The sequence below is a fragment of the Oceanospirillum beijerinckii DSM 7166 genome (assembly GCF_000422425.1).
Taxonomy (GTDB): domain Bacteria; phylum Pseudomonadota; class Gammaproteobacteria; order Pseudomonadales; family Halomonadaceae; genus Oceanospirillum; species Oceanospirillum beijerinckii.
The window spans coordinates 58,699-71,732 of sequence record NZ_AULT01000009.1 but is presented as its reverse complement, the minus strand read 5'-3'; the positions used below and the strand labels follow the sequence as shown (position 1 = coordinate 71,732).

Sequence of the window (13,034 nt, the reverse complement as noted above, 5' to 3'; positions counted from 1 at the left end):
GGGTAAATAAGAGACAAGTACGGAAATTAACTTATAACCTTATGATATAAATAAGATAAGCTCCAGGTCACAAATGCATAATCAGGTAGTTATCAGTGTATAATTCGTAGCAACTAATCTCTGGCCGGGCGCTCTACGGCCTGAGTCAAAGACCATATGAAGGTAGTGCCATGCTCGATAAAAACAAGCTAGTCCAAACCGTCAAAAACTTAGCTCCAGACGTTAGGCTGATTTACTTGTTCGGTTCACAGGCAGATGGCAGCTCGACCCCCTCTAGTGATATCGACATCGCCGTGCTATTGGAGAAGAAATTAGATCCCGTAGCACGCTTCGACTTGGAACAAACCCTCGCTATCGAACTTAATCAAGATGTCGATCTCGTGGATCTGCTCACCGCATCAACAGTCTTACAAAACCAAGTCATTATGCATGGCAGCCTGCTTTTTGGCAGTGAAAACGAACAGACGAAATTTGAGATGCAGATCATGTCTATGTACCAGCGCTTGAACGAAGAGCGTGCGGATATTTTGCGGGAATATTTGAAATGAACGACTCGATTCTCAACAAGCTAGCGACTATTGATCGCTGCTTAAAGCGCATTCGAGACGTTTACGCTTTAGCAAAAGAAAACTTCGACACAGACTACACCAGCCAAGATTCGATCATTCTAAACCTACAGCGTGCCTGTGAAGCCAGCATTGACGCTGCCAATATCCTTAACAAACAACATCAGACAGGCATTCCGCAAAGTAGCCGCGATAGCTTTGAGCTTCTAAAAAAGGCAGGTCTGATCTCCGCCCCACTCGCATTAAACCTACAAAAAATGGTTGGCCTTCGTAATGTCGCAGTCCACGACTACCAGACACTTAACTTAGAAATAGTAAAGCATGTGGTAGAGCATCGTTTGGGGGATTTTGAAGAGTTTGTTGATGCGGTTAAAAAAGCTTAAGGGCTAGTGGTCCGTATGGTTAGAACATAGTCATTGAAATATCTGTACTATCCTGAAGAGTATCCTTTGCAATCAGGATAGTACGATGAATGTCCTGCCACCTCTCCAATTACCCACTGAAGATCGCCGTGAACTGGACTGGTAGTATTTGCTTGACCACGTCAGTTGTGAGTTTCATCGAGTTTTTCATTGGGCGATGTAGCACGTTGGTCACTGGCGTTTGCAGCGATAGCAGTTTGCCGAGCTCAAATAAATAATACAAGTCAGCAGAACCTGATTTCTTACCCGCTTGATCTTCGGCAATGGCGTAGCGTGATAACACTGTGACTCGTTTAACTGGCCAAAGTTTGTCAATTTGCTTGGTTGAACTTTGGACGCCTGAGGTAGATGCCAACGCTAAATAGCGAATTTCCTCGGCAATATGCTACTTAAATTTCTGCAAAAACGTGCTTTGCGGCAGGTGATAGCACTGCGCTGTACCTTGCTGAAATTTTTCAAAGTAGCCATTATCACGACCACGTTGCCCATCCAATGCCACTGTCATCTCGACTAGCCCACAGCTAACTTGGCCGCCTGTTGCCACATAAAATGCGGCATTGGCTCTTTTAACTGCCAAGTAATGCTCATAGGCTGTGAACCCGTATGTGCCACATATTCCACTTCACCATAATTCACAAAACCCATAGTGCGGCCGTATTCGTCTTTGCTTTGCTCACGCACAAACAAGAATAGGCGTTTGCCAATTTTTTGATGCTGGATGTATTCCAAACCGCGCCCACGATCCGGCCGTGCACTATTTTGCGATTGCCAATGGAATAACGACTCATTAATGGCGTAGTCGTGGTACATGGTAGTCGGTGAAAACAGCTTTTCATTTTTATCGAGCGTGACAAACAACAGCTCAATGTTGTCGTCTTTAATGACGAACACACCTTCTCGGGCAGGCGGTTGACGTTCAAACGTCGTCGCACCAAATGCCGCTAAGATCTGTTCTCTGGCGTAGCGTGCATGTATTTTAAGAGGCACATCTGGCAGCTCGTTCATATCTACCAATTCATGCTTTATACGTGCCAGCTGCCAGTGAATCACGTCGGCAAGTTCCTCCGCCACACCAAGGTGACTGAGCTGTTTGATGCTTTGTGCTAAAGATGCAAAGCCTATATCAGAACCCGGCTTTTGCCAGAAGTCATAATGGCACATCACCGTACGACGATCGTCAGCACTGACGCCGCTGAAGTCAGACTGACAAAGCAATGCAAGAAAGTTTAAATAGCCATGATCGTCACAGGTCAGAATGCGGTTATGAATTGCTTTACGCACTATTTTAAAGGCTTCACCGATTCGCGAGCCCTCGTTAATTTCATCTTTGGATTTCGCTATCAGCTCAGCCCAGCTGCCACGTTTATACAGCTCATTCAAATCAATGTGCGGATGCTGAGCAATAAAATTCGCTAGTGTCAGAGGTTGCGTGGAATGCTGTGGGAATTGGCGAATCATGTCCGCCAGACGGCTTTTAGTAAGTGTTGCTAGACGAATGTTACTCAAGACCATCTCTTGGGTGCGTTTCGTCAGCTCTATTCGACAGCCTAGCGGCGCATGCGGAAAGCCTTGTTTGATTTCATCACTGATCGCTTTCGGACTTCTGCCAACTAACGCTCTAAATTTATTAGCAAAATCGTACTCTGGACGTGAGTTACCGACAAAATCCAACACCGTACAGCACTCTTTGCCATCGGCTAAGCGCAGACCTCGCCCCAGCTGCTGCAAGAAGATCGTGAGGCTTTCCGTGGGCCGTAAAAACAGCAAGGTATCGACTTCCGGAATATCAACGCCTTCATTAAAGATATCGACCACACACAGCACATTGATTTGTCCGCTACGAATCGCCTGCTGCTTCTGTTGACGCTCATCGCTGTTATCACTGGTCAGCACATCCGCTTTAATACCTTTAAGCAGAAGTTGGCTCGCCATATACTTTGCATGCTCACGGCTAACACAGAATGCCAATGCCTTCATTTGGCTGATATCGGTAACGATCTCCTGCAAACTCAGCAGTATTTTGTCAAAACGAGCTTGGTTGTGAGTATAGAGATTGGTGAGCTGTGCAATATCGTAACGGCCACGGTTCCATGAAATCGACCGTAAATCCGTATCATCATCAACACCAAAATACTGAAACGGTGATAAATGGCGATGATTAATAGCTTCTGGTAAACGTAGCTCAGCAGCAATGACACCACCAAAGTCGGCCAAAATATCACCGCCATCATGACGCTCCGGTGTCGCTGTTAAGCCCAACAATAAACTCGGCTGAAAATAATCCAACACAGCACGATAGCTATTCGCTTTAATATGATGCACTTCATCAATCACGATGTAATCGTAAAAGTCTGACGTAAGCTTGAGCTGATCCAATTGGTTATTGAGCGCCTGGATCGAAACAAATAACTGACGATAATGCGCTGGTTTATGGCCGCCAACCCAAAGCTCACCAAAGGCACCATCGCGTAATACACCACGGTATGCCGCACGAGCCTGCTTTAAAATTTCTTCTCGATGCGCCACAAATAAGAAACTCGCATTCGGCTTCTGTTTCACAAAGCGCGCAAAATCAAACGCGGAAATCAGCGTTTTACCTGTCCCAGTAGCAGCGACGACGAGATTGCGAAAGCGCTGATGAATATCTCGCTCTACGGCCAGCCGCTCCAAAATCTCACTTTGATGCGCAAACGGCGTGATATCAAAAAAGTGAGCAGTACTTTGTTCATCGCCACCACGCTGTTGTCGCAAGGCTCGGTTGAGCTTTTCTGTACTGTTTGTATCACCATTAAATAATTCGAATTCATTGGAAGCCCAATAGGTCTCAAATGTGCTCAACGATTTGTAGATGATATGGGGGATTTCTTGTGACGTTATTTTTAGATTCCATTCCAAGCCATTGGTCAGGGCGGAGTGGGATAAGTTAGAAGAGCCAATGTAACCCGTGTGATAGCCGGTATTACGAAGAAACAAATAGCTTTTAGCATGAAGACGTTCGCGCTCGGTGTTGTAGCTCAGTTTTACTTCGGTATTGGGTAAACTCGCCAAATATTCCACCGCTTTGGCATCGGTCGCGCCCATGTAGGACGTTGTAATGATCTTTAGCTCTCGACCGCTGGCGGTGAATTCTTCAAGCTCTTTGCGGAAGATTCGAATCCCCGCCCACTTGATAAAGGACACCAACCAATAGATCTTATCCGCAGACAAGATCTCTCGCTTCAATTCGGATTCAAGGGATAAACCCGCATTGCTGCCACAAAACAGTTCGCTTTGCGTAAGTCCGGTAAGAGGAAAAATGTCTTCCACATATTGTTTTAAATTTGCCGCAACAGGGTTTTCCAGCTCATACAAAGCTGTCAGAATTTTGCCTTGGCTATCAAGGAGGTTTTCTTCGATAAAGTCATCGTCTTGAAGCCGCTCTTTGAGCCACAGCAATAGCTGATTCGCAAAGTGGATTTGTTCTTGCAGTTGATCATCACCAGATGAAATAGAGTTCACTGCAAACTCTAAAATACGACTCAAGAACCGGGAAAGCCAAATGCCTGCTTCATTTGCAGTCAATTCGCGCTCGCCAACATAGAAATGCTCGCGGTCCAGACGCTTTTCCACCAGCTGAGTAATCAGTTGCTCATATATACCTGACTGTTGCATAAACTCCCTTTTGTACTGTTTCAGGATAGCTATTAGAGAAGCCAGTCTCTTAGACCTTCATTCATATAAAAGTGAGCTATTCACCCATTTTTCAGAACAAATAGTATTACAATCCCATGTTTAATAAATTTATAAATCTAGCGAATCCCACATGTTTATGCCTGTATAAATTTAATAGTACCTGCCAAAGGGATGAAAACCAACTCATATCAAATGGATTTTTGTTCACCATCATACTTTTCGTTTACAAAATAGCGAAGCTGTGTCATGGCCGATGAGAAATGAAGCCGCTTTTCGCCGTGGCGATCAAAGCGTTTTGTTAAAAAGGTATGATGCCGAGAGGAAAACTGCCTAATCTCACTTGGAAACATGTTAACACCTGCCGCCAGAGCCAATTCATAACAGACCATCTCCCACGCCCCAACGTCATGGGTATCATTTAAGTTGGGAAACCTGGCAATCCACAAGTGGCCTTGTTCATCTGTCACACAAGCCTTAGGCCTTGCGCCACCTAATGATGAGCCTGGAGAAATCAGCATTTTCAACCAGCGATAGTACTCGTCACTGTCGATGTTATCGTCTTTTTCAATCTGCATTGCTGCGTGCTCTAGCTCTCGCAAAGAAGCCATTGGAGGTGCAGCAAACTCAGAGTTGTCATCCAAAAAAGCATCCGAGTCTGCTCGCTTAAATCGAATCCCCCCCATCCGGTAAGAGTCATGTACGCCCAGCAGGTAATCCAACTCGTTTAATCGACTTGTTGCCCGAATGCCCTTGCGTGCTTCAATGGCCGCACGCCGCTGCATTAAAATACGCCCCCATCTATCAGGCGATGAATCAAGAAATGCGCGAAAGTTTTTATCGGCTTCGTCGTTATAGAGATCACCTGAGTGAAGCGTCAGCATTGGATCTATTTGCAAACGATAGGCAGAGGTTAGAAACGCTTTATCGTAGGCAAAACTAAACGCACCACCGCGGGCAAGTATCCATTGGTTAAGCTGGCTTAAACAAGCTGCTTCGACTCTTTGGGTTGACCAATCGAGTACTTTGGCTTGAATGGCTAACAACCCTGCACTGGCCAGTAAGGCAAATTTTTCGGCGACTCGGCGCACTTGCTGCCCTGCTTTTACACGCTTGCCGATACTGGCCAGATGGCTTTCGAGCGTGACTTCGCCAGTGGATAAAAACACCAAGCGCCAACGAGCGGGTAAGCGCATTTCACCGTATTTGCCTGCACGGGTTTTAACTTGGCCATTGGCAAGCATATAAGCGACATCGCCCGCCTCATTGGGGTCAACTTCGCCCATTTCATCGAGCGCCAGTAAGGCATCGTTATGGGCTAACGCAGTGCCTTCTAAACCGTTGGCCGTGGCACGTCAACTGTCGCTACTTCCTTGTTGAATAAAGCCTTCTATCGGGTGCGTGGTTTGCAACACCGATACGGCGGGTTTCAATCCACTGGTCGATATCGCTTTCTAACCAGCCCACAGCACGTGCACCAATGCGAATGGAACGGGGAAATTCTCCGTTGGCCATCAAGGCATAAATGGTACTTCGGCCAAAGCCAGTTTTGGCTTTTACCTCGGGCAAGCGCAAAATCCGTTGCTGACGAGCTGGGTGTACCGTGTTTGTGGGTGATTGTGTAGTTGGGTTCATCGTTTGCTTCCTCACTGTTCTGTTAAGTTCAGTTAGGAGTTTGCCAGTACTAAACGGACACCGTAGGCAGATAAATGCCGAGATCGCGCAGCTTTCTGAGGGTACAAGTAGCTAGCTGCCCCAGAATTTACATAATGCCCCAGGTGATAAATACCCTGTGGCCAGGGCCAGTGTGCGGCTAAGCGGCATGAATTAAGGCTTTGCCCAAACTGCCCCAAAAGCCCAAGGGATAAGTGGTTTGTTACAACACACGGAGTGTGAGGCAAAGAAAAAAAGTGAAACTATAACTTCTCTATATACTGAAAATTGAAAATATAGTTTCACTTTGATCTACTTGACCATATCAAATGATCACTTTACTCAAAGTAAAAAGTAAAACTATAATTTCACTATATTAAGATTTAAGAAAATATAGTTTCACTATGAATACCATCAAATCAACAGCAAAGCGCACCGCCGTCGTTTTTCCAAAGCACAAAAAGGTGTTAAGCATCTTAGGCGAGAATTTAACTCTGGCAATGAAGCGACGCGGCATTACCCAGGAAATGCTGCACGAAAGAACGGGGCTGTCTAAGCCAACGTTACGAAAAATCCTAAAGGGCGACCCTTCCGTCTCGCTTGGTCACTATGTCAACGTATTAGCTTGTTTAGGTCTCTTGGAAGACCTAGCCAAAGTCGCCTTTGATGACGAGCTGGGAAGAAAGCTGCAAGATATCCAATTGCTGAAAAAAAAATAAGAGTGTCGCATTATGGAAATCTAAGTTTATGCTGATTGGACTGAGTCAACCGACCCTATATTAGTTGGCACATTACGATCATCAGAAATGAGAGGCAAAGAGCATTTTAGTTTTAGTTATGACAAGACATGGCTAACGTCAGAATATGTTCGCCAGATTGACCCTTCTTTAAAACTATTCGTTGGCGAGCAATATGCGCAGGGCGATAAGAATTTCAAAACATTTCTCGACTCATGCCCTGACCGTTGGGGGCGATTATTAATGCAACGCAGAGAAGCGGTGGTTGCTAGACAAGAAAGGCGGCGAGCAAAAAACCTATACGAGACGGATTACTTATTAGGTGTTCACGATTCATTTCGCATGGGGGCACTGCGCTTTTGTACATCGCCAACGGAGCCATTTTTAGACGACAGCCATGAGCTGGCAGCACCCGCAATAACCAGCTTGCCCGAGCTACAACATGCCGCCAACAAAATCGAAGAAACTCCGGATTTAGATAATCCAGATTATCTGAAATGGCTCAATATGTTGATCTCACCGGGTTCATCACTAGGCGGGGCCGGGCCAAAGGCGTCAATAAGAAATCACGATGATAGTTTGTGGTTAGCTAAGTTTCCTAGTCGTCACGATGATTACGATATCAGCTTATGGGAGTTCATTGTTTATCAAATGGCCATAGAGTCTGGCATCGAAATGGCTGAATCAAAAGTTGAAGCCATTGGCAGACATCATATTTTTTTAACAAAAAGGTTCGACCGTACCGAAACAGGGAAGCGGCTACACTTCAGCTCTGCGATGACTCAACTAGAGTACTTTGATGGCCAGGATGAAGGGGCAAGTTACTTAGAGCTGGCTGAGTTTCTGATCCAACACGGCTCGAATACTCAGGCAGATCTTGAACAACTTTGGACCAGAATACTGTTTAATATCATGGTATCTAATTGTGATGATCATCTTAGAAATCATGGATTCATTCTGGAATCGACTGGTTGGCGGCTATCTCCTGCCTACGATATCAATCCTATGTTATACGCCACTGGTCTACACCTTAATATTGATGACGTAAGCAACGCGCTTTCGATTGACTTAGCATTTGACGTTGCAGAGTATTTTCACGTTACTGAAAGTAAAGCCAATGCCATCCAACAAAGATTGTTAAAAGCCGTCTCACAATGGGAAAGCCTTGCCCAACAAGCGGGCATTAGCAAAGAAGAAAGAGAGCTATTGAGGGACTGCTTTATACTCGCATAGAGCGCCGCAACACTTTTATGCGCATAAAAGTGTGCAATGCGAGTTGAGTACTCGTCTATGCGTTTTACCGAACGGCGAAATTCAGCAGTTATAGGTCTACACAAAGTGACTTCACAGGTAACAATTTGTAGACCTTGATGCCTGATATTCGATACTCAGTCTTATCAACATTGGATACCATAGCATCCATATTGAGCTTATTTCTATGAAAATGAACACCATGGTGCCCATCTTGGCTTAGGCGAATTTTCTGCTGGCTCATAACTATTCCATAGAACAAGCGAAAAAATGGCCAAGCTATGCTGGCAGAAATCGTGTCCGATAAAGCCTCTCAAAACGGCTATTTCTAGACCCTAACAGCAGTATACAAACGGCACTGTTTTTTCTATTGCCAACCACTAAGGTTTAGTAAAAGACATAGGCACGTAGTGAGAAATTTGATGGGCAAACAGACATTTTTGAGCCGTTTTTTTTCGATAACTTATTGAGTTTGTTAGGGTCTAGGCAGCTACCTCAAAAAGCCTATTAGGTGTGAATCACACACCTAATAGCACCCAGACCAAGCCCGCTATCGCTATTGCCGCAACGCCCATACCGCCATAGGCCAGTAAGGTCATCAGCTTCATGCGACGCTCGAAGGTTTCTTCCAGATCAGACAAGCGCTGATCATGCTGAACAGACAGCCCATGCAGCGATTTGATCTCCTTACTATGGGCCGCTTTCAGCTGCTTTGAAAAATCGGCATGAGCGTTGAGTTTATCGCCTATTTTGGAGACCGAGCTTTTTAAGCCCTGCTCGAGTTTTGAGAGCTGTTTGCCTTGATTGGTACTCTGATCCCGCAACTGACTTGCTTTGGATTCCAGTTGCTCGCTTAACTGTTGCAGATTCTGCTTGTGGGTTTCAGTGGACGCCTGACTCTCTTGCTGAAGCGTATTAATCTTATCGCTTAAAGCCTCTTCCCGTTCCAGCGCACTTTTTTCATGCTCTGCATAATCCGCTTTGAACTGTTCTGCACGGCTTTCCAGCTCATCTGCCAAGGTCTGATTAATGCTTTGCAGCCTCTCACTCTGCTGTGAGATCTCCTGCTGAATATCCCCTTGGAGCGCTTCCAACTTGTCTTCAAGCGCTTGAATATCCTGTGAATGTTTTTCGACCCAGGATTCAGTAAAATCCTTCGTCTCATTCAACTCATCACTGAGTTCACTTTTAATCAGGTCCAGCGCATCCCGAAAGTCCCGCAGCTCACTTTCCTGATATGACTGGAGATCAGAAATAATCTGATCCTGATCCTCTATTGAGGATTTCATAGATTCTTCAATGAGATCAATTCGTTGACTCAAAGAATCTTCCAGCAGATCCAGCCCCTCTTCCTGAAAGGCCTGTAAATCGGCGGTCACCTGATTATGCTCTAAAATCACATCCTGCATCGCTTGGCGTGTCGACTTCACCTCGCCGATAGTCTCAATCAGCTTCTTAGCACTGTCCTGAGTGAAGGTTTTTAATGCCTGATGCTGATCAGTCAGTTGCTGTAGCCCTTCCTGCTGGCTATGCAGTGCCTTTTGCTGCTGGCCCACAGAGGCATTGGCCTGTTCAAGCTGACTGACTTGTTTGCGGATAATCGTTCGCTGCTGCTGTAATGAATGCTGCTGTTGGCTTAATAGCTGTGATTGAGCGATTGCAATGACCATTAACTGGTCAAGCTTCTTAGTGAAAAGAGACTGTAGCTGTGCAGTCTCCAGAGGACCGTCAAGCTCATCTGCCCCCCACCAGCCAGAGGTCGTTGGCTTGTCAGATTGCAGCGACTCGGGGTTATCTTCCTGAGCAAACGCTTCCAGTAAACCGGACATACCCACTTTTTTGAGCAGATCCGGTGAGAGATTAGCCTTTGCGATCTGCTTTACAATATCGTCCACTTTCAGCACCCTTCTAGCTGGTATTTTTCAAGACTGTTAAGCAATTCCAGTTCGCCCTCAATAGCGCCTGTTAATCTCTCTGAAATTCTGGATTACTTGCGATCATTGCACTTTGGCTGACAATGATTTCATTTTGAGATTCATGTTCAGAATCTGGGCTAAACTCGGTGATTCTATATCCGGGATATGATTATTTCTGGTGTGATGATAACGGAAGGCTGGCAGCATAATACCCGCCAGAGGATCCGGCAAGATTCACAACCCACAGGAAACCCCACCGGCCACAATGATAATGTGATTATTCCGGCAAGGCCAGAATCCTAAGGTGTATTTCAGGCCTTACTTCTGCCTACATACGGATTCTACAAGCATATCGTTTGACAGCAGACTATTTCACAGTGCCTCTTTACTACACTATAGACCGGGCTAAGACAAAATACGGGCATATCCTGTATCCACTAGATTTCAAACCGGAAGGTTTGGGCCAGCAGTGGCTGGATATCTGCCTTTCTCTCTGGCTCGTCAGCAGCCCGAAATCGTCCTGGGGCCAGTGTAATGAAACCCCAATACTGCAAAAAGCGGCTCAGAAAACGAACCTCAATCAAGGAACTGAGAGACTGAATAGGTGAGCTGTATTCTCTGGGTTTAAACTGATGCAACAGCTTAGGAAATGCAGTCGCCATCTCTTCAATCAATTGATCAATCGAGTGATGATGCTGCAGTCGCCAAAGCATAAAGACCCAGAAAGTCCGTAAATCGATATCCTCCTCCCAACCATCCAGATATCCCCAATTGTATTCTGTAATGACGGTTTTCAGCATAGGCAGGAAAAAAGCATTAATACCATCATGTTGGTACTGTTTCTGTGCCGTTTTCTTCACATGGTAACGCCCGCTTCTGCGGTAGATAATACCCGACATTTCTGCCAAAACCCGCGTGTAATGTAATGCATTACATTTATCTTCATTACTACCAGCAAACTCACTGATACTGATATGTGTCTCATATTGAGAGACAGCAAACTCAGGCAATAGATTACAGGCTTGTTTTACCAAGCTTGTGGGTAAGTTGCCTTTAGTGGTCGCTTTAAACGAACCGCCCTGTTGCATCGCCTCATCTAAAATCAACGTTAGATAACGCATCACAGGACTTGCCGATAAGTCATCCGGCGTACAGATCTTAACACCAGCCAATTCATCAAAAGGGTCATACAGCCAATTGGCCATTTGAGCCGGAGAAAGACCGCATAAATCAGCATTAGGGCTGTGGTTATGCTGCTGGATTTTCTGCTGTGCCAGCGCTTGGATTTCATCCAGTGTCAGATTAGGATTCATATCCACTGCTTGCTGAATCGCATCTAACACTTCTTTCTGAGACTTCATAACTTACCCATACGACAGCGTTCATATTTTCCCTAACCATCGAGGCAAGGGGGGCTTCGACTCAGTATTTTTTAGAGACGATTCCAAAAAGAGTATTTACGCCCATGCCTGTTTTTGAGCTCAGCCTGGAATTCCTGCCAACTGGCCAGAGGCTGGTAATCATCAACCCTTGTATCCAAGCGCGCTAAGTTTTGATAGTAATCTGCAGCATACCCATAAGCCTTACTCCGACCTTCATTCAAAATATCCAACAAAAGCAAACGGTAACAAGCAACTTCGGCCAAGTAATATTCAGCATTAGCAAACACTTCAGTCCAGCGCAGTAAATTGCCGTAGGCGATTACCCCTTCTTGAAAACCATACTGAAGTAGCTGTTCTACAGCTTGCTCTATCTCTCCAAGATCTATCAGAGTGTCTATTCTTGAGCTGAAATACTTTATTTTTAAGGCCTGTTCGGCAGCCCCCTGCAAAACAGGTGTTCTATCCTGCTCAGGCAATACTTCAAGTAAGGCCTGCAGATTTCTGTAGCAGGGATCTTGCCGATACGCTTCCGAACGTATCCGGATTAACTCTTCGGTCTGCCCTGTCAGCTGGTAGGCTTCTTCTAACAATTCCTTTCTGGTGTAGCTCCGTAACCCATCATCCCAAGAGCCTGTCAGCCATTTCAACGCCGCTTGCCCATCTTGTTGTTGTAAACAGAACCTCACTATTTTTTCTTTCTGGGCATCATTAAGTGCTGACGGTTCAATGAGAAATGCATGCTCGTATAACTCAATATCCCCTAATGCCCTGGCAACCTGCTCTATTCCGTACCTGGCGCAGCTGGCTCTATACTGGTTGCTCTTAGATTCTTGTTTAGACAGCTGACAGTAATCATCTTCAAACTCTTTCGCCAAAGTTCTCAGTACAACATCACCCAACAGAGCTTTGCTATCCGCAATCCGGCCATACCATACCCCATAATCATCACTGTAATGACGCTGTTTTAATTCCTCAGCCCAAACCAATGAGCAACTTCCGTTACTTTGCCAAGCTTGGGCTGCCAATAGCCAGATATCAACCGCTCTTGAATAGCTGTCACCCATCTCACCAGAATCATCTGATCTATTGAACGTATCCTCATGAGTATTGATAAAGCGGTTGATCAAATGAAAAGCCTTTTCAGGGTTTGTATCTACCAGACTGGCAATATCGTCAACGAGATAATCCAGTTGCATACTGTAAGTAGAAACGTCGCGGTAGCTAATGAAATCGTCGTCTTGTTCTATTGACGCAATACGCGCCTCCAACTGTTCAACAATATATCCTGAACCTGCCGGAAATAATGCAGCTTCAATTTTATGGTCGACGTTATCGTCCATGCCGTAAATCGTCTTGATGATATCGGCCAGCTGCTCTGCGGATACCTGATTCAGGCACTGAATTAATTTTTCATCCACAATCAGTGCTCCTTTCAACA

The 13,034-nt window shown here is 45.4% G+C and carries 9 protein-coding genes and 2 pseudogenes; 4 read left to right on the top strand and 7 right to left on the bottom strand.

Annotated elements, in window-relative coordinates:
• The first annotated feature begins 170 nt into the window (after positions 1–170).
• Positions 171–548 (top strand): type VII toxin-antitoxin system MntA family adenylyltransferase antitoxin, encoded by a 378-nt coding sequence (gene mntA / locus H579_RS0103595; RefSeq protein WP_028299541.1) that lies wholly within the window; start codon positions 171–173, stop codon positions 546–548.
• Entirely contained in the window at positions 545–949 is a 405-nt protein-coding gene (hepT, locus tag H579_RS0103590) for a type VII toxin-antitoxin system HepT family RNase toxin (protein WP_028299540.1), read from the top strand. Before mntA ends, hepT begins: the two co-directional genes overlap by 4 nt.
• 549 nt (positions 950–1,498) lie before the next feature.
• On the opposite strand, the gene H579_RS0103575 is transcribed toward hepT, so the two are convergent.
• From H579_RS0103575 to H579_RS24090, 4 genes and pseudogenes are all read right to left on the bottom strand, one after another.
• Positions 1,499–4,639 (bottom strand): DEAD/DEAH box helicase, encoded by a 3,141-nt coding sequence (locus tag H579_RS0103575; protein ID WP_028299538.1) that lies wholly within the window; start codon positions 4,637–4,639, stop codon positions 1,499–1,501.
• Between the two features lie 209 nt (positions 4,640–4,848).
• Positions 4,849–5,148 (bottom strand): annotated as a pseudogene (locus tag H579_RS29825) (HipA domain-containing protein); the annotation flags it as partial.
• A 456-nt stretch (positions 5,149–5,604) separates the two neighbouring features.
• Positions 5,605–6,012, bottom strand: a pseudogene (locus H579_RS29975) (DUF927 domain-containing protein); the annotation flags it as partial.
• 10 nt (positions 6,013–6,022) lie between these two features.
• Complete coding sequence (locus tag H579_RS24090) at positions 6,023–6,292, bottom strand: AlpA family transcriptional regulator (RefSeq protein WP_051227277.1); 270 nt, start codon at positions 6,290–6,292, stop codon at positions 6,023–6,025.
• Positions 6,293–6,714: 422 nt separating this feature from the next.
• On the opposite strand from H579_RS24090, the gene H579_RS0103560 reads away from it, so the two are divergent.
• Together H579_RS0103560 and H579_RS24085 are read left to right on the top strand one after the other, a co-directional pair.
• Positions 6,715–7,029, top strand: coding sequence for a helix-turn-helix domain-containing protein (locus H579_RS0103560; RefSeq protein ID WP_028299537.1), 315 nt, complete (start codon positions 6,715–6,717; stop codon positions 7,027–7,029).
• An 87-nt stretch (positions 7,030–7,116) separates the two neighbouring features.
• Positions 7,117–8,280, top strand: coding sequence for a type II toxin-antitoxin system HipA family toxin (locus H579_RS24085; protein WP_245583203.1), 1,164 nt, complete (start codon positions 7,117–7,119; stop codon positions 8,278–8,280).
• 536 nt (positions 8,281–8,816) lie between these two features.
• On the opposite strand, the gene H579_RS0103545 is transcribed toward H579_RS24085, so the two are convergent.
• From H579_RS0103545 to H579_RS0103530, 3 genes are all read right to left on the bottom strand, one after another.
• The gene (locus H579_RS0103545) at positions 8,817–10,193 is read right to left on the bottom strand and encodes a coiled-coil domain-containing protein (protein ID WP_157834548.1); all 1,377 of its coding nucleotides are present in this window, start codon (positions 10,191–10,193) and stop codon (positions 8,817–8,819) included.
• A 458-nt stretch (positions 10,194–10,651) separates the two neighbouring features.
• The gene (locus tag H579_RS24080; protein ID WP_211224659.1) at positions 10,652–11,575 is read right to left on the bottom strand and encodes a hypothetical protein; all 924 of its coding nucleotides are present in this window, start codon (positions 11,573–11,575) and stop codon (positions 10,652–10,654) included.
• A 71-nt stretch (positions 11,576–11,646) separates the two neighbouring features.
• A complete protein-coding gene (locus H579_RS0103530) occupies positions 11,647–13,014 on the bottom strand; it encodes a DUF6880 family protein (RefSeq protein WP_028299535.1) in 1,368 nt (455 codons plus the stop codon).
• Between the last annotated feature and the right edge of the window lie 20 nt (positions 13,015–13,034).

Bases quoted from the DNA above. Each gene is read 5' to 3' on its own strand.
- H579_RS24080 (WP_211224659.1), bottom strand. From the start codon at position 11,575: ATGAAGTCTCAGAAAGAAGTGTTAGATGCGATTCAGCAAGCAGTGGAT.
- H579_RS24090 (WP_051227277.1), bottom strand. From the start codon at position 6,292: ATGAACCCAACTACACAATCACCCACAAACACGGTACACCCAGCTCGT.
- H579_RS24085 (WP_245583203.1), top strand. From the start codon at position 7,117: ATGAGAGGCAAAGAGCATTTTAGTTTTAGTTATGACAAGACATGGCTA.
- H579_RS0103560 (WP_028299537.1), top strand. From the start codon at position 6,715: ATGAATACCATCAAATCAACAGCAAAGCGCACCGCCGTCGTTTTTCCA.
- hepT (WP_028299540.1), top strand. From the start codon at position 545: ATGAACGACTCGATTCTCAACAAGCTAGCGACTATTGATCGCTGCTTA.
- mntA (WP_028299541.1), top strand. From the start codon at position 171: ATGCTCGATAAAAACAAGCTAGTCCAAACCGTCAAAAACTTAGCTCCA.
- H579_RS0103575 (WP_028299538.1), bottom strand. From the start codon at position 4,639: ATGCAACAGTCAGGTATATATGAGCAACTGATTACTCAGCTGGTGGAA.